General features: G+C 52.0%; 20 protein-coding genes. 6 read left to right on the plus strand and 14 right to left on the minus strand.

The genetic code is table 11. From position 1 onward, the window contains the following. Nucleotides 1-68: 68 nt before the first annotated feature. Nucleotides 69-611 carry a GNAT family N-acetyltransferase gene (locus tag MKZ07_RS10765; RefSeq protein WP_036700872.1) on the minus strand — a complete coding sequence of 181 codons (543 nt, stop codon included), beginning with the start codon at nucleotides 609-611 and terminating at the stop codon, nucleotides 69-71. Nucleotides 612-928: 317 nt separating this feature from the next. On the opposite strand from MKZ07_RS10765, the gene MKZ07_RS10770 reads away from it, so the two are divergent. Both MKZ07_RS10770 and MKZ07_RS10775 read left to right on the plus strand, forming a co-directional pair. Continuing rightward, nucleotides 929-1,492 carry a hypothetical protein gene (locus tag MKZ07_RS10770; RefSeq protein ID WP_341025765.1) on the plus strand — a complete coding sequence of 188 codons (564 nt, stop codon included), beginning with the start codon at nucleotides 929-931 and terminating at the stop codon, nucleotides 1,490-1,492. Nucleotides 1,493-1,667: 175 nt separating this feature from the next. Next, nucleotides 1,668-2,615 carry a serine hydrolase domain-containing protein gene (locus MKZ07_RS10775; RefSeq protein WP_341025767.1) on the plus strand — a complete coding sequence of 316 codons (948 nt, stop codon included), beginning with the start codon at nucleotides 1,668-1,670 and terminating at the stop codon, nucleotides 2,613-2,615. Here MKZ07_RS10775 and MKZ07_RS10780 read toward each other — a convergent pair. From MKZ07_RS10780 to MKZ07_RS10800, 5 genes are all read right to left on the minus strand, one after another. Continuing rightward, nucleotides 2,608-3,681, minus strand: a complete 1,074-nt coding sequence (locus MKZ07_RS10780) for a GerAB/ArcD/ProY family transporter (RefSeq protein WP_341025769.1) — start codon at nucleotides 3,679-3,681, stop codon at nucleotides 2,608-2,610. The two genes, MKZ07_RS10775 and MKZ07_RS10780, sit on opposite strands and share 8 nt — an antisense overlap. Nucleotides 3,682-3,716: 35 nt before the next feature. Continuing rightward, the gene (locus tag MKZ07_RS10785) at nucleotides 3,717-3,941 is read right to left on the minus strand and encodes a hypothetical protein (protein WP_076156846.1); all 225 of its coding nucleotides are present in this window, start codon (nucleotides 3,939-3,941) and stop codon (nucleotides 3,717-3,719) included. After that, nucleotides 3,938-5,140 (minus strand): Ger(x)C family spore germination protein, encoded by a 1,203-nt coding sequence (locus MKZ07_RS10790; RefSeq protein ID WP_341025773.1) that lies wholly within the window; start codon nucleotides 5,138-5,140, stop codon nucleotides 3,938-3,940. The genes MKZ07_RS10785 and MKZ07_RS10790 overlap by 4 nt, the downstream gene beginning before the upstream one ends. Before the next feature lie 2 nt (nucleotides 5,141-5,142). Continuing rightward, on the minus strand, nucleotides 5,143-6,642 hold the full coding sequence (locus tag MKZ07_RS10795; protein ID WP_341025776.1) for a spore germination protein: 1,500 nt from the start codon (nucleotides 6,640-6,642) through the stop codon (nucleotides 5,143-5,145). Between the two features lie 957 nt (nucleotides 6,643-7,599). Further along, nucleotides 7,600-8,358 (minus strand): CPBP family intramembrane glutamic endopeptidase, encoded by a 759-nt coding sequence (locus MKZ07_RS10800; RefSeq protein ID WP_341025778.1) that lies wholly within the window; start codon nucleotides 8,356-8,358, stop codon nucleotides 7,600-7,602. 162 nt (nucleotides 8,359-8,520) lie between these two features. On the opposite strand from MKZ07_RS10800, the gene MKZ07_RS10805 reads away from it, so the two are divergent. After that, entirely contained in the window at nucleotides 8,521-8,889 is a 369-nt protein-coding gene (locus tag MKZ07_RS10805) for a hypothetical protein (RefSeq protein ID WP_036700855.1), read from the plus strand. A 190-nt stretch (nucleotides 8,890-9,079) separates the two neighbouring features. On the opposite strand, the gene MKZ07_RS10810 is transcribed toward MKZ07_RS10805, so the two are convergent. From MKZ07_RS10810 to MKZ07_RS10825, 5 genes are all read right to left on the minus strand, one after another. After that, nucleotides 9,080-10,039, minus strand: coding sequence for an IS3 family transposase (locus MKZ07_RS10810; RefSeq protein WP_445670302.1), 960 nt, complete (start codon nucleotides 10,037-10,039; stop codon nucleotides 9,080-9,082). Continuing rightward, the gene (locus MKZ07_RS33565; RefSeq protein ID WP_076157211.1) at nucleotides 9,955-10,257 is read right to left on the minus strand and encodes a transposase; all 303 of its coding nucleotides are present in this window, start codon (nucleotides 10,255-10,257) and stop codon (nucleotides 9,955-9,957) included. The genes MKZ07_RS10810 and MKZ07_RS33565 overlap by 85 nt, the downstream gene beginning before the upstream one ends. Before the next feature lie 384 nt (nucleotides 10,258-10,641). After that, nucleotides 10,642-12,636, minus strand: a complete 1,995-nt coding sequence (locus tag MKZ07_RS10815; RefSeq protein ID WP_341025783.1) for a chemotaxis protein CheA — start codon at nucleotides 12,634-12,636, stop codon at nucleotides 10,642-10,644. A gap of 15 nt (nucleotides 12,637-12,651) precedes the next feature. Continuing rightward, nucleotides 12,652-13,077 carry a chemotaxis protein CheW gene (locus MKZ07_RS10820; RefSeq protein ID WP_036700854.1) on the minus strand — a complete coding sequence of 142 codons (426 nt, stop codon included), beginning with the start codon at nucleotides 13,075-13,077 and terminating at the stop codon, nucleotides 12,652-12,654. Between the two features lie 23 nt (nucleotides 13,078-13,100). Then, entirely contained in the window at nucleotides 13,101-14,690 is a 1,590-nt protein-coding gene (locus tag MKZ07_RS10825) for a methyl-accepting chemotaxis protein (protein ID WP_341025785.1), read from the minus strand. 307 nt (nucleotides 14,691-14,997) lie between these two features. Here MKZ07_RS10825 and MKZ07_RS10830 point away from each other — a divergent pair, with 307 nt between their 5' ends. Together MKZ07_RS10830 and MKZ07_RS10835 are read left to right on the plus strand one after the other, a co-directional pair. Next, complete coding sequence (locus MKZ07_RS10830) at nucleotides 14,998-16,335, plus strand: MFS transporter (protein ID WP_341025787.1); 1,338 nt, start codon at nucleotides 14,998-15,000, stop codon at nucleotides 16,333-16,335. Nucleotides 16,336-16,592: 257 nt separating this feature from the next. Beyond that, nucleotides 16,593-17,348, plus strand: coding sequence for a PIG-L deacetylase family protein (locus MKZ07_RS10835; protein ID WP_341025789.1), 756 nt, complete (start codon nucleotides 16,593-16,595; stop codon nucleotides 17,346-17,348). Between the two features lie 65 nt (nucleotides 17,349-17,413). On the opposite strand, the gene MKZ07_RS10840 is transcribed toward MKZ07_RS10835, so the two are convergent. Continuing rightward, nucleotides 17,414-18,244, minus strand: a complete 831-nt coding sequence (locus MKZ07_RS10840) for a GNAT family N-acetyltransferase (protein WP_076156820.1) — start codon at nucleotides 18,242-18,244, stop codon at nucleotides 17,414-17,416. Between the two features lie 17 nt (nucleotides 18,245-18,261). Further along, nucleotides 18,262-19,185 (minus strand): MBL fold metallo-hydrolase, encoded by a 924-nt coding sequence (locus MKZ07_RS10845; RefSeq protein WP_341025791.1) that lies wholly within the window; start codon nucleotides 19,183-19,185, stop codon nucleotides 18,262-18,264. Between the two features lie 131 nt (nucleotides 19,186-19,316). Between MKZ07_RS10845 and MKZ07_RS10850 the strand changes: the two genes are divergently transcribed. Further along, nucleotides 19,317-20,354 (plus strand): asparaginase, encoded by a 1,038-nt coding sequence (locus MKZ07_RS10850; protein ID WP_036700840.1) that lies wholly within the window; start codon nucleotides 19,317-19,319, stop codon nucleotides 20,352-20,354. Here the strand turns inward: MKZ07_RS10850 and MKZ07_RS10855 are convergent. Further along, a complete protein-coding gene (locus MKZ07_RS10855; RefSeq protein WP_235218568.1) occupies nucleotides 20,351-21,754 on the minus strand; it encodes a sensor histidine kinase in 1,404 nt (467 codons plus the stop codon). The genes MKZ07_RS10850 and MKZ07_RS10855 overlap by 4 nt on opposite strands. Between the last annotated feature and the right edge of the window lies 1 nt (nucleotide 21,755).

Raw genomic sequence — 21,755 nt, forward strand, 5'->3', positions numbered from 1 at the left:
ATTAAAATTTTATGAATACAACGTGATAATTTTCACGAAATTGTGTCTTTTTTCACAAACATTCATATTTACTCTTTCAAAGTATCCTCCCACTCCTCTCTAAGCAGCCCCATCCGGATAGAATCATAGAATATTCCGTTATAATATCGGCATTTTCTCAGCCTGGCCTCCATTGTCATACCCAGCTTCATTCCTGCTTTCATCATGCGCTCATTCCCGGACCAGGTGGTATAGCCGACACGGACGAGCGGAAGGGTAGTGAATAAATGGCTGATCCACAGCTTGAGCGCTCTAGTCCCGTAACCGCTGCTCCAAAAAGCAGGATCATAGATGTCAATCCCCATCTCCAGCCAGTATGACGGCTCATGCTCCCAGTAGTAGCTGACGTCGCCTATAATAACACCCTCTACTTCTATAACCCAATTGTTCCCACATCCAATAATTTCGGCTCGCTTCCCGTAATACGTCTCCCATGTAACCCGCTTATGTTCATAATAAGGCGCATCCCATTTCTTCCATTCCGGCGCTTCCTCTTTATAAGCGAGCTCCCACAGCCTGGGCAGATCCCCTTCAGCTATTGGACGTATCCGCAATTCATGATCCTGAACCATAAATCTCCTCCGCTCCTGTATGCCTGACGTACTTCTTATAATAACTGACTATGGCAAGCCGCGGCTGGTAATAAATGTGTATAAACAAATTGGACTTCCCGGCGTCAGATTGAGATAATACAGGGGAATTCATCAAAGGTGGTGTACGCAGATGCCAGCAACCTGGACATTTCATGCAAGCAGAATCAGAGTATCCCTTACTGTTAACTAATCATCTACAGGGGGAATGAACAATGAGAATGTCTGACCGGTTAATAAAACAATATTTGAAGCACGTATACTGGATTTGCGGCGGACCTTGCGGGGGGAAAAGTACTATGGCCGGGCTAATCTCCACTAAGCGGGGAATGAACTACTATTCATCTGATGATCTTGCGTTTGAATATAAGCAACTCGCTAATCCGCAGGACCATCCGGCCATTCTAAGGTATTTCGTCAATTGGGAATGGTATTTCCTCGGGCAAGGCAATGACAGGAATCAATGGCTGGTCTCGGCAGCGGAAGAACGTGTAGAGTTCATCCTGCTGGAGCTGCTACAGATGGGCAACAGCAAGCCTATAATCATTGATACAGATATTGCTCCAGAGTTTCTTCGGGGGATTGCCGATGATAACCGGATCGTATACTTATATGCAGAGGATGAACTCATCCACAGGGATTATTTCAACCGTGATCATGTGCGGGGAATGCTGGATCTCTTCCCGGCCCTCTCAGACCCGGAACGCGCTAAGCGCGAGACTATGGATGGAATTATTGCGAATAGCCGCAAATCTTTACAGCAAGCACGACAGCAGCATGTCCAGTATTATATACGAAATGCCCAGACCACTACCGAAGAGATGCTTGCCAGAATTGAGACACATTTCGGTTTAGAACAGTAGAGGGAGTTGGGGGCGGCCTAACTGCACTTTGTTACTCCATTCGTGGTAAACCGGACGTCTGAGTTGTACCAATTACACTTAAAGCTCCAACATGTCCCGCATAATCTTTCGGCGCACGGCCACCATTCACTCGGTGGTCGTGCCTATATATGTATATGCAGAAAGGATAATCCCAATGAACCTGTCCACCCTATCCGCCTCACTTGCACCCCTGAATCTTCGCAGCTGTCTGATTCAGCAGCAAGGCAGGCTGATCTTCGAGCATTATAGAGATCAGCGCACAGCCTCCGAGCTGGCCAAGATCAACTCCTGCACCAAGAGCATCCTCTCCGCGCTGATCTGCATCGCCATAGACCAGGGGCTGCTGCCCGGCCCTTCGGCCCCGCTAAGCGGCTTTTTCCCGCAGGTTCTTCGCGATAAGGACGCACGGAAGCAGGACATTACGCTCGAGCAGCTGCTGACCATGTCCGCAGGCTTTCGCTGGACGGAGTTCGGCGGGGCCAACTCCTTCCCGAAGATGACCCGTACCCCGCATTGGGTGAATTATGTGCTGGAGCAGCCGCTTGCGGATGAGCCGGGCACCCGGATGGAATACAATTCTGGAATCTCGCAGTTACTGTCTTCGATTCTGGTACAAGCCACAGGACAGAGCACAGCCAGCTATGCCGAACAGGTTCTCTTCGGACCGCTCGGTATCCGGGACTATGACTGGGAATCGGACCCCCAGGGCATCCATACCGGCGGCTTCGGGCTGAAGCTGCGTCCGGCAGACCTGCTAAATTTTGGACAGCTCTATTTGCAGCAGGGAGTATGGAAGAATTCGCAGATCATCCCCGGCAGGTGGGCCGTACGTTCGGTACAGCCAGTCATGCACACGGAGCCTCCCCGTCACGGGGGATACGGCTGGCACTGGTGGACAGATGCCCTGTCCCGCAGCACAGCAGCCGGAGAATTCAGTCTGGTAGACTACTATTACGCCCGCGGGTACGCCGGACAATTCATATATGTAGTGCCGGAGCTTCAGCTTATCGCTGTGCTGACCCAGGATAACAAGCGCGGGAAGAATAATCCTCCAGCGGATGTGTTCCGTGACTATATCGTGCCTTTATTGGGGTCTACTTAAGCCTGCTCCTGAGCTTGCTGGCAGCATACCATAATAGCGGACACAGCAGGTTGAAGAAGAATACATTGAGATACCAGACATCATTTAACTCGGCAATCACCGAGGGATTATCCCAGATATTCATCGCCAAGGGAATGGTGACCAATGCCAGCGGAATCAGCAGTCCCTTGTATTGCTTAATTCCGAATAACTCAGCACAGCCATAGGCAGCGATGAAGAGGGTGAGAATCAGCCGGTAAAAAATAACGATGAACCAGATGACCGTGACTATGGTCTCAATCCGCTCATAGAATCCGCCTATCGTTACTGTCTTGGCCGCAAACTGGCTGACATAAGGCATGTTCGGCGGCAGGCTTTCGCCCAGCACCGCAATAATCAGCACCGTCAGCAGGAGCAGGGCGATACTGGTAATCCAGGTGCTGTGGACGAGCGCTTTTCGATAAGAAGCTTTGTCCTTGATGAAGGAAACCTGGAACAGGCTTAAGGCCACCTCGCTGCTCGGATAACTCAGGAACATAACCGTGCCCTGAAATACCGGCTGCACCCCCTTCTCAAAGACGGGCAGGAAGTTCGTCCATTCCGCACCGTGCAGCAGGGACAGTAAGAACAGCAATAGGAGGGCCATGGCAACCGGGAAAGTAATCTCAGCAGACCGGCCGACCGCAATAATACCTTTATACAGGCAATAGACCAAGGCGAACAGGATCAGGACATAGATCGCTGATGGCGGAGTCTCTACAAACAGGTCGTTGCTGGTAAAGTCGCCAAGGCTGCGGAGTGTCAAGATGAAGATGAGAAAAGGCACACAGAATATATACAGGGCCAGCATGATTTTACCGCCCGCCTTCCCCAGAACACGGCTTAGAAATTGCCCCAGGGTATCGCCGTTCATCTCGGAATACAGCGCCACAAATAACCGGATGATCAGCAGCTGAATCAGCATACCCAGCAGAATCGGCGCCCAGGAATCTTTACCGGACAATCCGATGATCATGGAAGGCAGCCCCAGCAAGGCACTTCCCCAATAATGCAGCGTCAGCAGCATCATTAACTGCCGGGAGCTCATCTGTACATCCCCTCCTTTGTTGAATCTACTTCCATTTAGCCTAGAATGTCCCATGGCTTCAAGAATTGTAGCAGGTTAATGAACGGCCGCAGCAGATCCGGAGTGAACCCGTCTTTGGCCGACACAATATTTAAGCCCAGTGCTAGCGCGTACAGAGCGTACACAAGTGTTCTCTCCCGGAGTCTGCCCCGTTTCTTGCGGTACCGGCTGAATTGCCACATCCATAGCAGCACATTGATTGAGATTAGACAAGCATTCATGCATCCGGTTCCTTAAATGGCGGATTTACAATTCTTCCTCGACCTTTAATGATGTATTCCACAACCACCTTCACATCCATTCTGCTGAATTTCTCATTCCATTGATCCTTCCATTTACTCCAGTACCGGGGATGCTTCTGATGAAATTTGTTGCCAAAGCCAAAGATATCTACGCCAAATTGGTTCTGCACATCCCTTATTCCAGTAGCAATTAGCGCCTCCGTCCGTACTATGGCCATCTCCTTCATCTTCCCCAGCGTCTCCCGGCTGTTCAAATCAAGGTTACATTCCACCTCACCCACATTAGCCTCAATTCTCACCTTGACAGTGGCCGAAGGCTCGCCGTTTCGCACTTCAGGCTTAATCGAGGTCTTGGCATCCAGTACCTCCATTACAAAATCTCCGTCCAGGTCCGGACAATCCACCTTGCCTACTGTCGATTTGACCTTGCCGGTCACATAGTTATAAGCCTTGCTGTCCGATTCATTCAGCCAGCCGAGCAGAACATCATCCTTCATCACTCCGATGCCCCGGTACTCAAATTTGAGCGGGCTGTTAATGGAATCGACGTTTTCCTTCGTCTTTCCCTTCTCCAGATCCCCCACCAGATGCAGACCGGTCAATACGGCCTCCTGGCCGTCCAGATCGAACCATTTCATCAGATCAAGCAGACGTACCGCCGAGGTTGGTGCCCAGTTCCGCTGAGACCCATTAAGTGAATCATATAGATCTCTGGCCGGCAGCCGTTCCAGCGGGGTCATGATGGATAAGGCATCGTAAGCCGTCCCTTCCCGGACGATGGCCACATCGAAATCCGGCCGGACCTCGTGATCCCTGAACAGGAAATCCAGCGGCTTGCGGATGCCCTGCCTGGCCATGGCCTCGTCCAGCAGCAGCATGCTCAGATGGGATAGATATATCTTACGCGGCAGCATAGTGGTCAATTTACGCAGAGCTTCCATAATCGTTGCTGACTCCGTAGCAACCACAAGGGCCGGAGGTCCTCCCGAACCACCGCTGCTGGCAGCCGCCAGACTGGGCGCGACAATCTGCACGGTTACCCGGTAGCCCTTGTCCGTACGATCAATGCCAAGACCGATGGCGACTGCCAAATCGCTAAGCTCTTTGCGGCTCCAGCAGCCCGTTAACGGAGTACTCATCAGGACCAGCACACAGATCATGATTACCATCCTTCTCATGGCTAAGCCCCGTTCCTGGTGCGTTTATTCCGCGAACCGGACCAGTAAGGACTGCGGAAGACACCATCTCCCTGCTCGCTCTTCAAATAAGGCGCATAAGGCCGCATGTAAGGGACACCCGCAGACTCCAGGCTGCAGATATGCACAGTCAGAATGACGAACCCCACAGTGATCCCGTATATTCCGAAGGAAGCCGCCGCCCCCATGAATAGAAACCGGATGAGCCGGATGGGGATCGACATATTATAGGCCGGAATGACGAAGCTTGAAATTCCGGTGATCGCCACCACGATAACCATCCCTGCCGAGACAATTCCGGCGTCTACCGCCGCCTGCCCTACAATCAGAGTACCCACAATGGATACCGCCTGACCGATGTTACGGGGCATACGGATTCCGGCTTCACGTATGATTTCGAAGGTGATCTCCATGAGCGTGGCTTCAACAAAAGCCGGGAACGGCACGCCCTCGCGCTGAAACATAATGCTCAGCAGCAGCCGGGTAGGCAGCAGATCCTGATGGAAGGTTGTAATGGCGATATAGAGTCCGGGAGCAAAGATACTGATGATGACAGCGGTAAGCCGCAAGATCCGAATCAGACTGGAGAACAGATAAGGCTGATAACTATCCTCCGCCGACTGGATGAAATCCAGGAACAGGGAGGGAACAATCATGACAAAGGGGGTCCCATCTACTATAATGGCTACCCTGCCTTCCGCCAGACCTGCCGTAATGCTATCGGGCCTTTCCGTATTGAGCACTGTCGGAAACACCGTGTATTTGTTGCTCTGTAGATACTCTTCAATGAATTCACCATCCAGTACAGTCTTCAGTCCAATCTGATCGAACATCTCCGATATCCGGTTCAGCACCTGCTGATCGGCCAGCCCCTCGATATAGAGGATTGAAATATCTGTCTGCGTGACCTGCCCCACCGAACGGGTTACAATTCTCAGCCGCTCATCCTTCATCTTCCTGCGGATCATCGTAATATTAGTGCGCAGATCATCGGTGAAGCCTTCCTGCGGCCCACGAATCACCGTTTCCGTCTTGGTTTCATCGATACTCTTCTTCTCATAGCCCTGGATGGCAAGCGCAAGGGCCTCTTCGCAGCCATCAATCAACACGAGGACACAGCCGGATAAAATATCCTTGACCGCTCCGCTCAGGTCCCCAGCCGTTCTAACCTGTCCCGCACTCAGGATGTGGTTGCTGAAATAGTCCAGCAGTATGTGCCCGTCCGGGGCGGGCGGTGCCGATTGAATCGCCGGAATAAATGACTCCTCCAGGATCTGGTTATTCACCATTCCGTCCAGGAAGATTAATTGAATGACGCATTCCTGCTGTGCATGGGTCCAATCCAGACGAAGCGAACGGACGCTTATATCTGAGCTGTTCCCCAGTCTGCGGCAGATCAGCTCCGTATTGATGTGAGCTTCCCGGCTCAGCTGCTGAGGATGCTCATTGTGCAAGTGACTGGGATGTTGTTCATGAAATTTCATGTGTGCCTCTCCCTGCTGCGTATCGGCGTAGTTATGTAATCCAGTGTTGCCTAAGTTGGTTTATTTCAAAACCAAGCAGCAGCGGCTTTCCCATCAAAAAAGCCCCTTCCCTCCGGGTAGGAGAGAAGGGGCTTTTTATGTACATACGCACAAATCCCCGCTGCCTATTGCTTAAGGCCCGGGGATTCATGTGTTGATTACGCTATTCAATTCAATCATTTCCTCCAAGTAACAAAAGCCATATCCCTGACATGGTGATTGTTCTCAATATCATGTTTCCTTCATGCTTCCGTGTTGCCCGTTCGCTCCATTTCGGAGTATTGCTCCATGTCCTGCATATGGGGTGGATTCCCGCGTACACGATTTCACGAAAAACGTTTTCACGGACGTTTTCCCTACTGTGATGAATCGCAGTTGTACGCTTCGCTAACCTTTTTCATTGGAATCACGCTCTTTCTTCCGCAAGAACCTTCTCTTGCTTGAATAATTAGCTTCGTTCTTCTTCCAATAAAGATTTGCTTCTTGGGTTCCCGCATACCCACGATCTGCCAGAAGATGTTATCATCCACCTTCTTCATCAGCAGCCGATTCCGGCATGCTTCGCTAACGCTAGTACATCGGGGCTCTCTCCTTTCCTTCATTCATTGCTAAATTTAGGAATGAGACCATCACCTGCGGTACCACTTGTAATGCTTGGGGCTCTTGTTGCTGTGGTTCCTGTGGTGATATCTACATTATACCTCAGGAATGCTTAAATTTAAACTTTCAAAAACCTGCATATCCCCGCAGAATCTGCGATATTTCAGGAGAATTGTAAATAAAGTGCCTATCTCTATACATTGCTTCGTTTACGGATTATTTACTCCCGTTAGCTGCTCATTATCATGTATGCGCTATCATTTTATCAGAACAATACCGGCCAGACTGATGATTTTCTCTCCAGACAGGCCGGTGCATCTACAGAGTGAGACTATGATTTCTGGACTTGCGGCTTAATACCATGAGCAGATAAATTCCATAGAGGAGATACAGAATATTAAGAATAGAGACGATTAGTACCTCATGCTCCAGATTCTCATTGCTGACCATAGCCAGCGCATCGTAGATAAAGTGGAACGCGATCAGCGGAACAATATTCCGGCCTGTCTCCATTAGCAAGGCGAGCACACAACCCAGCAGCAGCGCATTGATAACCTGGAGAAGCGTATGTATAAGATCATTTCCGCCAAAGGCATTAGCCATATGTAGAACTCCGAAGAAGATGGATGAGAACACAATATAGAACAGCGGGCCTTTAGATCTAAGATAATTCCAGATCACTCCTCTAAAAATAGATTCCTCAGTGTAGCCCACCAGCAGCGTCATAATAACAATGCTGATCACTTCAGGCGCTCCAAGCTCGACATTGATTCCATTCATCAGCGGCTGGGCCACCGCAATTATGAGCAGCGGGATGTAGAACAGTACCGCTCTGGACGGCTTGGCCTCCAGCATGCGGAAGCCGAAGCTGACGAGCGTGGAATCCTTTCTTTTCATATAGAGGGTTACAATAATACCCATAACCAGAAAGGCGCAGGCTTGGGCATTCCTTATCCCCATGTCGCCGAACTCCATAACCATGGATACAGCGGAGGCAACGGATACAGCCAGGGTCAGGACTACTCCCCATACCAGCGAGTAAACGATAGGACGTCCTTGTGCAGCAGTGTTCTTCATTTCTGATCTCCTTTATAGTAGACTAACGTATTGCCGCTTCAGGACAATAATGGATTAATTGTAAGCCATTTTGCGGAATTATACTATTATAATCTTCCAGTGGGCATCGCGGTCTGTACATGCTATAATCTCTCAATCCCACAATAAGAATGGAACAACAACATGAACAATCCTATCAAAATCTTCAAAGTGACCGTGCAGCTGGAAAAGGATGAATATGGCCTTGAGGTAAGCCATTGGCGGCTGCTGGTGGAAACGAACCGCTATTATGAGATCAAGCCGGAGAACGGACCGGTAAAACGGATCTACAAAGAAAAACTGAATACGGTAGTGGATGACACCAAAACCTATACAGACGGCTTTCTGGCTTGTTCAGCGTTCTGTATAGAGGACCGTATTGATGATATGCATACTGAAATGCTGCATAAGCTGCAGGTTAAGATCAAGGCGTATATGGCTGAGCTTCATTTGAACCAGCAGGCCATCGAGCTGCAGTTCAAGAGCCCGGGGCCTATGAGTAACCGGAAGTAGACCTCTATAACCTTAGACTGTAACACAAGTGGAAACGGCTTTGCCGTCCTTTAATAAGACGGCACCGTTTCAGCGAGAAATAGAAGGATAAGTTATCGTGTGAAACATATAAATTCTTATATTTTCAAAAAAACCGGAAGGGCCGCAAGACTTGTGGTCATACCCCTGTCAAGTAGACAGATAAAAAAAGCTAAGCAGCCAGCGCGTGCCGATACTCAATCGGCGCGCGCTGTTTCAGTTTTGCCTGAAAACGTTGGTAATTGTAAAAGTAGATATACTCCTCCACCGCTTGATGAATCTCTGCTTCTGACTTACACTGGTGAAGGTACAACTTTTCTGTCTTCAGATGCGAAAAGAAGGATTCGATGCAGGCGTTATCCAGGCAGGTTGCTTTGCGAGAGTGGCTGCCCTTGACGCTGAATGCCTCTAATCGTGTGTTGTACGCCTGAGACGTGTACTGAAAGCCTTGGTCCGAATGGAGCACGGCCTCAGACACGTCTCTTTTCCGTGTCCACTGTTCCACCGTATCCAGGACGAGGTTTACGTCGTTTCGCTCCGAGATCTGCCAAGCTACAATCTCATTGTTGAAGAGGTCCTGAATCGCAGACAGATAATAAAAGCGGGTGCCGTCTGAGATATACGTAATGTCCGTGACTAGCTTCTGCTGTGGGGCTGTCGCATGAAACTTACGCTTTAACCGGTTCGGGTAGACCACGGAAGGAGCAGAGCCCGCACGACGCCTTTTCTTGCGAATGACGGACTGGATCGATAGCTCTTTCATGAGCCGCCATACCTTCTTGTGGTTGACGAGGTAGCCTGCCTCCCGCAGGGCTGCCTGCATTCGAGGGTACCCGAAATAGGGATGAGCCAGGTGAATCGCCACCATATGCTCTTTCATAGCGTGCTCTTGCTCATGGGCCTCCATTCGTCGAGCCTGTGTACCTCGCCACTTGTAGTAATTCGCCCGCGATACCTCTGCAATGGCTAATAGGCGGGTGACGCCATGTTGGTCACGTAGTTCTTCAAGGATGGCGTATTTGTCGTGTAGTCCAAGCTTCCCTCCCTTTATAGATTTGGATACCGCTTTTTTAAGTAGTCCACCTGTGCCTTTAAGTAATCTCGTTCTTCTTCTATACTGGCAAATGTAGATCGTGGACGTCCTTTTAAGGGGCTTGTTACCCCTTTTGGTGTATGGAGTGGCTCCCCATTCCGATATTTCTTTACCCATACTTTAAGCTGGGTACAGTTCACAATCCCCAACCTGTCGGAGACGACCTTATAGCTCTCCCCTCCTGTACAATAGGCTTGAATAGCCTCTTTCTTGAATTCCTCTGTGTACGATTGAAATACTTGTCCCTTTTTGGCCATACCAAAATCCCCTCCATGGTCACTCACTTCCTCATGTTAACACATGAGGGTTTTTACGAGTGTCTACTTGAAGGGGATAATACCACTTGCTGCGACTGTTCCGGTTTTTTGGCTTTGCTTATTCCCTTACAGCAGTCCTGCGTTCTTCATGGCGTGTTCCCAGCTTGGAAAATAATACAGCGCACTTCTCATCAGCTCGGGCTCCTGCTGCTTGATCTGCTTTTTGTTCATGTTGCCCCCACCAGATTGAAGCTGCTTGATCCTACTGATAACTTCATCTGAAGCCATTGTAATATCCAACTCTTCACCCCTTTCCGGTGTTTCTTTCCATATTTTTCACCATTACTGCCAGTTCTATACCAGCTTGCGGCACTCGGAAAGTAATCAGTGGCTAACGAGATAAGAGGCATCCAGAATCAGGGCGACCTGGCCGTTGCCCAGGATGGTTGCCCCGGACAGATGGTTCATCGTCCCCAGATACGCGCCCAGGGACTTGATGACGACCTCCTGGTTGCCGATGATTTCATCAACAGCGAACGCAGCGATCCGGTCAACAGATCTTACAATCACAAGCGGAATCGTCTTGGAGCGGCGCTCTGTACGCGGATAATGCAGCTTGTCTCTGAGCCAGGAGAGCGGAACAATCCGCCCGTGGTTGATAATCGCCTGCTCCCCTTGAACGACCTGAATCTCTTCGGGAGCGATCCGCACAATCTCGGCCACATTATACATCGGGAGGATCAGCACACGCCCGAAGACCTTGACCAGCAGTCCCTTGATAATGGCCAGTGTAAGCGGCAGGCGGATCGTAAACAGAGTGCCTGCCCCCGGCTCGGTCTGAATATCTATGATTCCGTTGAGACGTCCAATCTGACTGCGGACAATATCCATTCCCACGCCCCGCCCTGACACTTCACTGACTTCGGAGGCTGTGGAGAAGCCCGGCTCGAAGATCAGGCTAACGGCTTCCTGCGCGGTTAAGTACCCTGCCTGCTCTTCTGTAATGATCCCTTTGCTGAGCGCAGAGGCTGTAATCCGGGCGGCATCGATGCCCTGCCCATCATCCTCCAGGCGAATCACGACCTGATTCTCCTCATGAAAAGAAGTAAGCGTAATTCTGCCCTTCGGAGCCTTGCCCTGCTGCACACGCACCTCTGGACTCTCTATTCCGTGATCGGCGCTGTTACGGATCAAGTGGATTAGCGGATCACTTAGCTCTTCAATGATCATCCGGTCCAGCTCGGTCTCGCCTCCCTGAATCTGCAGTTCAATATCCTTGCCCAGCTTCTGGGCCAAATCCCTGACCAACCGCGGAAAACGGTTAAACAGCTGATCCATCGGCAGCATCCGGGTCTTCATGACCCCTTCCTGAAGCTCTTTGATAATTCCGCCCATATGATCCGATATCGAGCCGATATCAGGCAGAACCTTGGCGGGATCAGTACGTTGTCCCGTAGCGCTCAGATCGGCCAGAGAGGTCTGCTCGATCAGCAGCTCTCCCACCAGATTCATTAAATGATCCAGCCGCTCCACACTCACCCGGACCGTTGACTGTACCTCATGGGATTTACCTTTGCCCGGAGCAGAGGACGAAGATTCAGCAGGCACCGGTTCGGCCGTAGTCTGGATGTCAGTCCCGGCAACAGGTGCGGGCACGAACGGTGTAATGACAATACTTTCGACATCTGTCTCCCCTGCCAGTTGCTCGGACACCTGCCGGATCTCGCGCGGGGAAGCAGCGACTACAGCAAATTGGCTGTAGCGGGCGTCTTCATCGGCTCCAGGCGCCGCCGGGGGCGCCAAGGCAGCAGCAATCACCGGCCCGCAGACCTCTTCCATACGCTGTAAGAGAATATAATGCCGGGCCGCCTTCATCTGGCAGTCCTCTCTCAAGGTGACTACAAGAGCCAGCAGCAAGTATCCTGCTGCCACAGCCTCATCCGCCTGAAGCAGCTCCGCTGCATTTAAGACCGGAAGCCGGACCGGCTGAAGTTCAGCCGGCTTATTAATCAGCGCTTTGATCTCCGCAACCACAGCGGAGCAGTCTGTGAAGCCCTCCCCGCTGACATACTGCGTGCGCAGCAGCTTCATCGCATCCAGCGCCCGGAAGAGCGTATCAATCAGGTTGCCGGTGATCTCCGGCTTCTTCGCCCGCACCCACTCCAGCGCATACTCCACCTCATGCGTGAGATCGCTCATCTCACGGAAGCCCATTGTGGAGGCGGAGCCCTTGATCGTATGGGCTGCACGGAAGATCGTCTGAATCAACTCAGCGGTTGGAGCATGCTCCAACGCAAGCAGGGACTGGTCGATCCGCTCTAATTGCTCGTTCAGCTCTTCTATGAATATATCGCGGTAAGCCGACAGTTCCATCATCATTGCTTGTTCCCCTTTTTACCCGCCCAATATTTCTTCGAGCTTCAGAATACCGATCAGCTGATCATCCCGCTGCCCCACTCCGTGGAACACCGCATCGCGGCTGCGGTTATGTCCGCCGGCCGGCGGATGAATCTCGGCGTACGTAGTCACCTTGTTCACCTTATCTACAATCAGTCCGACGAATTCCTCGCGGTAGTTGACCACAATAATTCTTGTGCTCCGGGTATACGGCTCATCAGCCATTCCCAGCAGATTGCGCAGGCTCATGACACAGACCACCTTGCCGCGCAGATTGACTACACCTTTGACTTCATTCCGGCTAAAGGGGATATCTGTAATACTGAGCATTTTGATAATCTCATGAATCTCTTCAATACGGATGGCACAGGTCTCGGCTCCTACCGCAAGCTCGATGTATTGTTCCTTCTGTAAGGATGACATGGCTTCACCTTCCGTCTGTTGAATTAATGGGTCTTGAATGCGGCTGCCGATTGGGCCAGATCCTCAGACAGCAGGGCTAGAGCCTGGCAGGTTGTCGCCGTCTCCTCAGAAGCCGCTGCCGACTCCTCGCTGGAAGCCGCAATGGACTGAACCGAGTCCATTACTTCCGCAGCCTGGGCGGATTCCTCTTCGCAGGCGGCAGCAATCTCGTTAACCTTGAGTGCGGAGGTATTGACCATCTGAATAATTTGCTCGAAGGCCTGGCTGGTCATCGAGGCCTGCTCGACACTCTCAGCCACCGCCCGGACACTCTGCTTGGTATTCTCCTGGATGACCTTGATAATCTTTGTAATCTCCTTCGTGGCATCGCTGCTGCGTTCAGCAAGCTTGCGGACCTCGTCCGCCACCACGGCGAAGCCGCGTCCCTGTTCTCCGGCACGTGCCGCTTCAATCGCTGCGTTCAGGGCCAGGAGATTGGTCTGCTCGGCGATATCGTCGATCACTTCGATGATATCCCCGATTTTGCTGGAGTCGTCTTCAAGCTGCTTCATCTGGTGATTGACGCTCTGCATCCCCTGCAGCGAAGTCTCCACCACATATCCGCCTTCGCGGGCGGTCCGCACCGTATCATTGGACAGCTCTGCCGCTTCCTCAGCACTGGAGGCTACAGAATCAATCGCCAGCGACAGCTCCTTGAACAGCTCGGTGATATTGGTCGCCGCCGCCGACTGGTTCGTGCTGGTGCTGGCAATCTCCTGGGTGCTTGCTGAGATCTGTTCGGAAGAGGCCGCAACGCTCTGTGAATTCATCACAATCCCGTTGATTAATTCCTTCAGGTTATGAACCATCCGGTTGAGGGCTGTGGCAAGCTGTCCGACTTCATCCTTAGTTGATATATCCGCTTGCTGCGTCAGATTACCATTAGCCACTTCAGTAGCCACATGCAGCATCTGCATCAGGGGTCTGGAAATCGATCTTGCGATCAGGTAGCCGATTATAATACTAAGGATAACCGCCGCGATGACCACTGAGATCGTAAGGATGAACGCCGAGGAATACGCAGACTGTGAATGGTTGTTTGCCGTCTCTGCCAGCTCAACGTTCACCTTGATCAGGCCATCCAGATTGTTCAGCACGGTCTGCCCCTGGACAGACAACTGGGTACTCAGAAATGTATTGAAAGCACCAACATCGTCTTGCTCCGCCAGAACCAGCGCCTGCTCGAACAGCTTCTCATAGCCTGCATACTCCTGGTCAAAAGAGGCCAGCAGCTCAACTTCGCGGGGAGTCGTCGCCAGTGGACGGTAGTTATCCACCTTCCGGGTGATTTCCTCGCGGCCATCAGCAATTTTTTGTTTAAACTCAGCAATCTTCACCGTATCTGTTGTATTGCTCATATCACGGATATACACCCGGTTAAGCTGATAGCTAATCTGGGCGGCAGACAGATCTCTGACCGAGATCAGATTGTTGCTGTACATTTCTTTCATATTCTGATTGCTGGTGCGCAGGGATAAGACCGAATAGACTCCAAGTCCTGCCAGGATTAAAGAGACGATCAAAAAAGCGGTGACGATCTTTGTAGCTGTTTTCAAATTCCCGAACCATTTCATGTGGCTTCCCCCTGTGGTTACATCATAGCGTCCTTCTTGTCGGCGTTAATCTTACACTCCCCTATCAGCCGGCGGGACATCATTAGCTATATTTCGACATTTTATATCAAAAAATTTATATTCCAATTTGAGTTTTTCATATTATTTTCATAAAACTCAGTTTAATCCTACCCTTTACAAATCGAAATGTTCACTATTCCGTAGTTTGATGCAGAATCCGCTTGACAGAACATAGAAATAAGTTATAAATAAACATAATTAGCAATCGATTCAATCCAATTTTATCCTCCGCGAAAAGAGGCTTGTCATGTCAGCAAAAGTACCTGTGGCCGAAAAACTGGTGTTCTCAGGCGGTCTGCTGGGCCAGAATATGCTCTATAGCTTCATGTCGATGTACATCCTGTTCTTCTACACGGATCTGCTCGGAATTCCGGCAACCACCGCCAGTGTCATTCTGGTGGCAGCAAGCATTATTGATGCTTGTCTTGATCCGCTCATGGGTATGATTACCGACAAAACACGCTCCAGATGGGGGAAATTCCGGCCTTATCTGCTGTTTGCTCCTTGCCTGATCGCGCTGGCGACCATCCTCTGCTTCTGGGACTTCGGCGGCTCCCGGACGGTGACAGTTGTAGTCGCTACCGTCTCTTACCTGCTATGGGGAATGCTGTACACGGTCTGTGACACACCGCTCTGGGCCTTGTCGTCCGTAGTCTCCACCGATCCGGGGGAACGCACCTTATTCGTCACACTGGGCAAAATCGGCGGAACGCTCGGCGCAGTCGTTATCACCATCGGCGGTATCCAGCTTCTGCTCGCCTTCGGCGGAGAACGGAATACGCAGGCTTACCTGTACTCAGCAATCATTATCGGAGTTATCGCGGCACTGTCGATTATTCTGACCGGGATGCTCACCAAGGAACGGGTCATCCCTTCCGCCGAGAAAATCTCATTTCTCCAGAACCTGCAAACAGTGTATAAAAACAAGCCGCTGCTCACCCTGCTCGCCTCCCTCTTGATTATCAACCTGGTGAACGGCATCCGGCAGAGTATTCAGCTCTATTATGTGGTCTATGTCTGGGGAGATGCGGGGTATGCCACACAGGTCGGGATCGCTCTGGTGGCCGGTATGCTGCTGGGGATGATCGCTACGCCGCCGCTGCTGCGCCGCTTCGCCAAAAAGAAGGTATTCATTATCTCCTGTATTCTGGGGAGTGTAGCCTGCATTCTGCCTTATCTGCTGGGTGACCATAACGTATTGAACACGCTAGTGTTCTTCGGGGTCAGCTTCTTCTTCTCCGGCATGACAACGATTGCCAGTACCTCAATGCTGCTCGATACGATTGATTATTCGGAATGGAAGCTTGGCTTCCGTGGCGAGGGCATTGTGTTCTCCACGAACACCTTCATTACCAAGTTCAGCGGAGCGGTGTCGCGGATGATTATTGGAGCCAGTCTCGGTCTGCTCAGCTACGTGGAGAATCAGCCGGCGACTCCGCAGCTCCAGCACGGCCTTAGTTTCGTGATGTTCCTGTTGCCTGCTCTCTGCTTCCTGGCCGCTATTCTGCCGATTCTGTTCTACAATATAACGGAGAAGCAGCGGGTGCAGATCCTGAAAGATCTGAATCATAGCCGGTCCCTGTAGTGGGACTGGTGGGGAGATGAGCGGATGGAGGAGAGATGATGGCGGGGATTTACTTTTCCCTGATTGAATCGTTCATGGTCAGGGGTGCGGCTGGGTGTAACGGACTCAGCTGCGCTTATTTCTGCCAAAAGGCAAGATTGGAGCAAGTTAGGGACTACGGCCCTTATTGCCGGATTTTCCGCGCCATAACATTGATTATGGAGCAATTAAGAGCCAACTGTACCCTTACCACAGAATAATAGGGAGGTACTTGGATTATGGATATATCCACACTAGCAGCGTTGATGTCTCCTCCAGATCTTAGCGGGTGCCGGACGGTATTATGCATACAGCCGCACCCGGACGATAATGAGGTAGGCATCGGCGGCACCATTGCCTCATTCGCGCAGCAGGGCTGCGAGATTCATTATCTTACCGTCACGAACGGAGATCTGGGCGCGCTGGATGAGCAGTTGTCTTCCGCCGGTATCGCCGCCATCCGAGCAAGCGAACTAGAAGCAGCCGGGAGATTGCTGGGAGCGACAGTTTTCCACCAATTGGACCATGGCGACGGAACACTGGAGCATATCCCCGCCCTCGCGGGCGAGATTGCCGAGATCATCCGGACGGTCCAGCCGGATGCGATACTGTGTCCTGATCCTTGGCTGAGCTATGAGGCGCATTATGACCATATCGTTACAGGCAGAGCCGCAGCCCAAGCTGTCTTGTCTTCCGGGCTTCCCCTGTATCCGAGGGGTACCCTTACCCGGCCATGGCAGCCGAAGGCCATCGGCTTCTACTTCACCGCTGAGCCTAATACGGTCATCGACATTACGGACCACTTCGAGCGCAAGTTCGCGGCCATGGCCCTGCACGTCAGCCAGTTCAATGAAGAGCAGCTCGCCATGTACCGGATCTATTTCGGCGAGCAAGGCCGCCAGCTGGCCGAAGGCAGAGGCTTTGGGCTGGGCGAAGGGCTGAAGGTGCTGTCACCGCTGCACCTGCATTGCTTTGTGGATGCACGGCGGATTTGACGGTTTTCCCATATAATGCAAAAGAGCAGCAATCCCCCATCCATAAGGGGAGTTGCTGCTCTTTGTTAGGCGGGAAGCTCGGCCAAACGGTAGTAGGGTATGTTCAATAGCGGCTTGAAGCCCAGCTTTTGCGCCAGTCTGTAAGAGCCCACATTCTCTTGGCGGCAGCCCCACACCGGCTCCAGTCCCTGCTCCAGACAGTAGTCAATTAACTTGCAGCACACTGAGAAGGCAAAATGATTTCCCCGGTGACCCGGTGCCGATTCAATTCCAATCTCCAGTTGATTCGTTGTCCGGTAAGCCGAGAATGCGCTGGAGGCCTGCTCTCCCTCCCACCATAAAGTGTATCCTTTGCCTGAAGCCAGGAAGCGCTCTGCGTCAAGCCAGAAATACCTGGGAATCACTGCACCCTCCTGCTCGCCGAATCCTTCTCCGTCCATCTGGACAATCTCCGCATCCTGCCGGAACCATTGCGCCTTCGCACGGTTATAGACCTCCGGTTCGAACGTAAAATTCACCCGGGTCTGTATGTACATTCTGCGTGAATCCGCCGCATCAAGCCGTGAATTATGCTCAGTAAGCATTGCTTCAATCAGCGGGTCCCAGCCCCCTGCCGGATCAGCTTGCAGCCATTCTGCTGAATGCCGGTGCCCCGTCTTGTTCGTAATATAGTCCGACAAGCTCCGGTTAAACTCCTCATTCACCGAATCCCCATAGACCAGCGACATCCCGTATTCATGAGCCACGTAGAAGGTACGGGGGTTATGGAGCGAGTCCACATACACACTACCTGTCGTCTGCCCGCTCAGAACGCCTTCAGCGAACAGGGTGTTAATCTTCACTTCCTTTAACAGCGTCCAGGCAAGGGCGTAATCCCGGCTATCTAGCTTCAGCATGCTTATCTCCTCTTTTCTTAGGAATTAGTATAGATATTGAACAGCCAGCGGAAATTCCACTCGAAGATATGAGAGCCCTCCCATGTATTAAAAGGCTCCGGGATTCCCTTGGCCATCCAGTGCTCTGCACTTTCCCCGCTTCGGGCTGCTGCTGCAGCATACTCCTGGATCTCTGTGAGATAGCGTAGCATTTCAGGGATGCTCTCCCGTCCGGCAACCTCCCCATGACCGGGAATCAGCCGTTTGAAATCAATCTCCCTGCCAATCCGCTCTACAATAGTTGTCCATGCTTCCGGGAATCCATGGAGCATCGCCGGGTGGAATCTGTTCAGAACCAGATCTCCTGCGATCAGCACCTGAACATCTGCAACGTACACCATAGCATCGCTGAGGGTATGACCGCCGCCATACGTGAACAGATGCAGGGAACGCGATGATCCGTGAATATCCAGACTATCCCTAAAGGTCATCCCTGCTCTCAGTCTGCGGATTGTTGGCGTGGCCTCCAACAACGCCTGTTTGTCGGATATTTCATTAACGAGCGCTTGCTGTAGACGGGAATCCGTAGCAGCATTGCTTATCTCCTGTAATCCTGTGATCTGCTTCTGCAGACCTTCCTGCCATTCCTCCAGAGCAGGTGGTGCATGGGTTGTCAGCACCTCACGGGTGAGCTCTGTTGATAGAATGATGCTGCCTGGAAACTCCTGATTACCGTAATGATGATCCCCGTGATAATGAGTATTAATTATGTACTTGACCGGCTTCCCTGTCAGATTCTCGGCCGTTTCCCGCAGAAGCCTGGCTGCTGCCGGCAGGCTGAAGGTATCTACTACGACTGTACAATCCCCAAGATCGATGATCGACGCATTGCCTACCGCGCCCCGGCCCGGAATAACAATTGCGGCCCACACTCCCTGCGCTACTTCCTCTACCCTGAACATACAGATCTTCCCATCTATATTTTTCTACTTATTATACCTTACTATGTCACGCATGAATAAATGAATGTTATAATACACTCATTGTCATGCGAATGACTTGAATCCTGGCTCAACCTGAAAGGAAACGACCTATGATTAATACTATTCCTGAAGTGAATTTCGAGGCTTCCCCTTACTATAATCCCGGCCTCAAAAATGTAGTCATCCTCGCCACCGGCGGTACCATTGCCGGCAGCGGCGAAGCCCATAAAACCTTGAATTACGAGCCCGGCGCCCTGCCCGTGCAGGATCTGCTGGATAGTGTACCGCACCTGGAACGGCTGGCGAACTGCGCCGGGGTACAGGTCAGCAATCTGTGCAGCGCTGATATTACCAGCGAACACTGGCTTACCCTGGCAACCTACATTAACACGCTTGCGCTCAGGGAGGATGTGCACGGATTCGTCATTACCCACGGCACTGACACCCTGGATGAGACGTCCTACTTCCTGAACCTGGTGATCAAGACCGACAAGCCGGTAATCATTACCGGCTCTATGCGCCCGGCTACCGCAATCAGCGCCGATGGCCCTCTGAATCTGTATCAGTCCGTAGCGCTGGCAGCGAATCCTGAGGCCTCCGGCCAAGGCGTGATGGTTGTCTTTGCTGAGGGCATTTATAGCGGGCGGGATGTGCAAAAGGTGAACACCTTCAAGGCCAACGCCTTCGATGAGCGCGATTTCGGCTGCCTGGGATATATGCGTGACAGCCATGCCTTTTTCTATACGCGCACCCTGAAGCGGCATACCACCGCAACCCAGTTCGATGTATCTGTAATCCAGGAGCTGCCCGAAGTGTCCGTAGCTTATTTCCATGTGGATGCCAATCCCGGAATTCTGGATTATCTGGCTACGGTCTCCAAGGGGATTGTCATTGCCGGAGCAGGCGGAGGGATCTACAGCAAGCCTTGGATTGACAAGGTGGGGGAGCTGAAGAACAATAACATCCCGGTAGTCCGCTGCTCGCGGATTTCCAGCGGAATTACACTCAAGGATTCCTACATTGATTTGTCTGCCAATTCTATTCCCTGCAACAGCCTGGTCCCGCAAAAAGCCAGAATCCTGCTCTCCCTCGCCCTGACGCAAACTACCGGCTACGATGAAATAGCCGCAATGTTCAACGAGTACTAAACGCTGCCCGCAGATGGCGGGAACTCAAAGGTGAAGACTGCGCCGCCCTCCGGGCGGTTCCGGGCACTAAGCTCTCCGCCGCAGCGTTCCACAATAGCACGTGCGATGGCGAGTCCCAGCCCGGATTCGCCATTTTTCCCTTTGACGAACCTGTGAAACAGGCTGGGCAGCAGCTCCTCTGCAATGCCCGGACCATCGTCAGCAACCGTTAATACAATCCTCCCCCTGCTTGTATGCACCTCTACTTCAATACGCTTCCCGGCATATCGGGCCGCATTGGACAATACGTTCAGCAGAGCTTGCAGCAGCTTATCCCGGTCCGCTCTTACCATCCCCCCGTGGTCCCCGGAGACTGCCGGATGCAGCGACAGCTTCCTTGCCGCCAGCAGCGGATTGACCCGCTCCACCGCCTCGCTCAGCAGCTCCTCCAGATCCGTATCCTCCGCCTTATAAATATCCTCTTCACTGTCCAGCTTCGCCAGAAGAGTCATTTCGCTGACCAGGTCACGTAAGCGCCCGCTTTCACTCAGAATAATATCCAGTCCTTTACGGACGGCCTCTCCTTCAAATACCCCATCCCTAATACCCTCCGCATAACCGGCTATCGACATCAGCGGAGATTTCAGCTCATGCGAAGCATTCTGGAAAAACTGCTTCTGCACCCGGTTGAACCGGTGCAGCTCACCGGCCATCTCGTATACCGCCCTGGCGACAGATCCGATTTCACCGCCTGCCCGGATCAGATTCACCTCGGCAAACCGGCGGTTTTTCACTTTCCCCAGCTCCTGACGCAGGTTGATCAGCGGATGAATCAGCTTCCGCGTAATGAACAGGCTGAACAGAAGCATTACTGCCGCTCCCGCAGCAAAGACAAGAATCAGCCGTTTCAAGAGTGACTGCTCGATGACCTTGATTCTGCTGACAGGCGTCAGCAGGGTGAGCTTACCTTGGGGAAGCGTGTTGACCTGCACCAGATAACGCGGATCATTGCCATCCCATAAGCTCTGCAGGCTCCCCTGCTTCATAGCTGTGACATCCACCGTTACCCCGGACTGCACGGGCAGAGCCGGGAGATTTCCCGAGACCACATTCCCCTGCTGGTCGCTCACGATGGCCTGTACTCCGCTGGAGAGCGTAGGATATGGAGCCGTAAGCGGCTCGCTTTTCCCCAATGTGAATGCACCTCCTTCGGTGAATGGAGCCTGCTCCAGACTCGCGGTAAGGGAAGCACCCAGCGTCCTTAATCCCTCTTGCTCCGTGCCAATGAAATGGTCCATCAGCACATAATGGATCATCACTCCCGTGATGGACAGGACCAGCAGCAGAGACAGCCCAAAAGCAAAGTTGATCTGATGCACCAGCTTCAGCTTTTTCATCCGCAGGTTTAGCCTTTCCGCCATC

It is taken from the genome of Paenibacillus sp. FSL P4-0338 (assembly GCF_038002365.1).
In the GTDB taxonomy this organism is placed as follows: domain Bacteria; phylum Bacillota; class Bacilli; order Paenibacillales; family Paenibacillaceae; genus Paenibacillus_AQ.

Excerpts from the sequence above, each read along its gene's own strand:
- MKZ07_RS10805 (WP_036700855.1), top strand. The coding sequence starts at position 8,521 with ATGAACAATCCTATCAAAATCTTCAAAGTGACCGTGCAGCTGGAAAAG.
- MKZ07_RS10845 (WP_341025791.1), bottom strand. The coding sequence starts at position 19,185 with ATGTTCAGGGTAGAGGAAGTAGCGCAGGGAGTGTGGGCCGCAATTGTT.
- MKZ07_RS10830 (WP_341025787.1), top strand. The coding sequence starts at position 14,998 with ATGTCAGCAAAAGTACCTGTGGCCGAAAAACTGGTGTTCTCAGGCGGT.
- MKZ07_RS10850 (WP_036700840.1), top strand. The coding sequence starts at position 19,317 with ATGATTAATACTATTCCTGAAGTGAATTTCGAGGCTTCCCCTTACTAT.
- MKZ07_RS10835 (WP_341025789.1), top strand. The coding sequence starts at position 16,593 with ATGGATATATCCACACTAGCAGCGTTGATGTCTCCTCCAGATCTTAGC.
- MKZ07_RS10785 (WP_076156846.1), bottom strand. The coding sequence starts at position 3,941 with ATGAATGCTTGTCTAATCTCAATCAATGTGCTGCTATGGATGTGGCAA.
- MKZ07_RS10780 (WP_341025769.1), bottom strand. The coding sequence starts at position 3,681 with ATGAGCTCCCGGCAGTTAATGATGCTGCTGACGCTGCATTATTGGGGA.
- MKZ07_RS10775 (WP_341025767.1), top strand. The coding sequence starts at position 1,668 with ATGAACCTGTCCACCCTATCCGCCTCACTTGCACCCCTGAATCTTCGC.
- MKZ07_RS10815 (WP_341025783.1), bottom strand. The coding sequence starts at position 12,636 with ATGATGATGGAACTGTCGGCTTACCGCGATATATTCATAGAAGAGCTG.
- MKZ07_RS10770 (WP_341025765.1), top strand. The coding sequence starts at position 929 with ATGGCCGGGCTAATCTCCACTAAGCGGGGAATGAACTACTATTCATCT.
- MKZ07_RS10825 (WP_341025785.1), bottom strand. The coding sequence starts at position 14,690 with ATGAAATGGTTCGGGAATTTGAAAACAGCTACAAAGATCGTCACCGCT.
- MKZ07_RS10820 (WP_036700854.1), bottom strand. The coding sequence starts at position 13,077 with ATGTCATCCTTACAGAAGGAACAATACATCGAGCTTGCGGTAGGAGCC.
- MKZ07_RS10855 (WP_235218568.1), bottom strand. The coding sequence starts at position 21,754 with ATGGCGGAAAGGCTAAACCTGCGGATGAAAAAGCTGAAGCTGGTGCAT.
- MKZ07_RS10790 (WP_341025773.1), bottom strand. The coding sequence starts at position 5,140 with ATGAGAAGGATGGTAATCATGATCTGTGTGCTGGTCCTGATGAGTACT.
- MKZ07_RS10840 (WP_076156820.1), bottom strand. The coding sequence starts at position 18,244 with ATGCTGAAGCTAGATAGCCGGGATTACGCCCTTGCCTGGACGCTGTTA.
- MKZ07_RS33565 (WP_076157211.1), bottom strand. The coding sequence starts at position 10,257 with ATGGCCAAAAAGGGACAAGTATTTCAATCGTACACAGAGGAATTCAAG.
- MKZ07_RS10800 (WP_341025778.1), bottom strand. The coding sequence starts at position 8,358 with ATGAAGAACACTGCTGCACAAGGACGTCCTATCGTTTACTCGCTGGTA.
- MKZ07_RS10795 (WP_341025776.1), bottom strand. The coding sequence starts at position 6,642 with ATGAAATTTCATGAACAACATCCCAGTCACTTGCACAATGAGCATCCT.
- MKZ07_RS10765 (WP_036700872.1), bottom strand. The coding sequence starts at position 611 with ATGGTTCAGGATCATGAATTGCGGATACGTCCAATAGCTGAAGGGGAT.